The sequence below is a fragment of the Ureibacillus endophyticus genome (assembly GCF_003628435.1).
Taxonomy (GTDB): domain Bacteria; phylum Bacillota; class Bacilli; order Bacillales_A; family Planococcaceae; genus Ureibacillus; species Ureibacillus endophyticus.
Genome location: NZ_RBZN01000114.1, coordinates 1 through 1,430 on the forward strand (window position 1 = coordinate 1; position 1,430 = coordinate 1,430).

The 1,430-nt window shown below is 36.3% G+C and carries 1 protein-coding gene; it reads left to right on the plus strand.

Features of this window, described 5'->3' with window-relative positions:
• The first annotated feature begins 47 nt into the window (after window positions 1-47).
• Window positions 48-1,378 (plus strand): IS3 family transposase gene (locus D8M03_RS17535; protein ID WP_121216059.1). Its coding sequence is split into 2 segments (ribosomal slippage): window positions 48-426 and window positions 426-1,378, totalling 1,332 coding nucleotides; the frame shifts between segments, so codons are not numbered across the junction.
• The last annotated feature ends 52 nt before the right edge of the window (window positions 1,379-1,430 follow it).

A 1,430-nucleotide genomic window follows, 5' to 3' on the forward strand; every position in this document is an offset into this window, starting at 1 on the left:
AGAAACCCCGTTATACTAACTTTACGAATTATGAACGGGAGAACATCATGAGTAACATTATTTTTAACGAACATCAACGCAGCCTAATTGAAATGAATCCAAATGTCACATCAGTATCTGATCGTGCCATTCAATATACACCAGAGTTTAAATTGAAAGCTGTTCAGGAAAATTTACAAGGAAAAGGACCGAGCCAAATCTTTAGAGAAGCAGGATTTGATTTAGAAATCATCGGCACTAAAAAAGCTCAAAGTGCTATAAGTCGTTGGAAGAAAATCTATCAAAACCATGGCGAACAAGGCTTTTTCGAAGAACGTAGAGGTAAAGGAAGTACAGGTCGACCTCGTAAAGAAAACTTATCAGCTGATAAAAAGTTAGAGAAAGCAGAGGCTCGTATTAAATTATTAGAGGCGGAACTAGCTCTTCTAAAAAAGCTAGACGAAATGGAAAGGATGGCGAAGAAGAAACGCTTTTAACTCCTAAAGAAAAATACCAAATAATTAATGAAACGATTCGAGAACATCAACTAAAAAATTTGACACGTTATTTGTGCCAAGTCGCGAATGTTAGTCCAAGTGGTTACTATAAATGGATTCAAAATATGGAGAAACATACATTACGTGAAGAAGCAGACTATCAAGATTACCTTTTACTGAAATCGATTTATGATAAGGCGAAAGGGAAAATTGGTTATCGTGGCTTCTATATGGCATTAGTAGATGTGCTAGATAAACCGATGAACCATAAGAAAATTCTTCGTCTGATGCGTAAATTCAATTTATATGCGAAAGTACGTCGTGCAAATCCATATCGCCAACTAGAAAAAGCGACGGAGGCACATCGTTCTATTCCGAATCACTTAAAGCGCGAGTTTAAACAAGATGAACCAGGAAAAGTATTCTTAACGGATATTACATATCTTCAATATAAAGGCAGTCAAACAGCTTATTTATCATGTGTAAAAGATGTAGCGACACGAGAGATTGTAGCGTATGAATTATCAAGCACACTTAAAATGTCCATTGTTTATAAAACACTCGAGAAGTTGAATACACACTTAGACGGCAACCTTCATCCGGAAGCAATGATCCATTCCGATCAAGGAATTCATTATACACATCCAGAATATCAACGACTTGTGAAAGAAATGGGATTGAGACAATCAATGTCTCGCAGAGGAAACTGCCTCGATAATGCGCCAATGGAATCGTTCTTTGGACATTTAAAAGATGAAATAGATTATAAAGAAGCGGAGAGTTTAGCAGAATTACATACACTTGTGATGGATTATATGAATCATTACAACTGTACAAGAAAGCAATGGACGTTAAAAAAGATGACTCCGGCAGCCTACCGAAGTCATCTTATTGCGGCTTAAACACAACTATATCCCTTTTTATTAAACTGTCTATAAAATAGGGTTCAGTTCA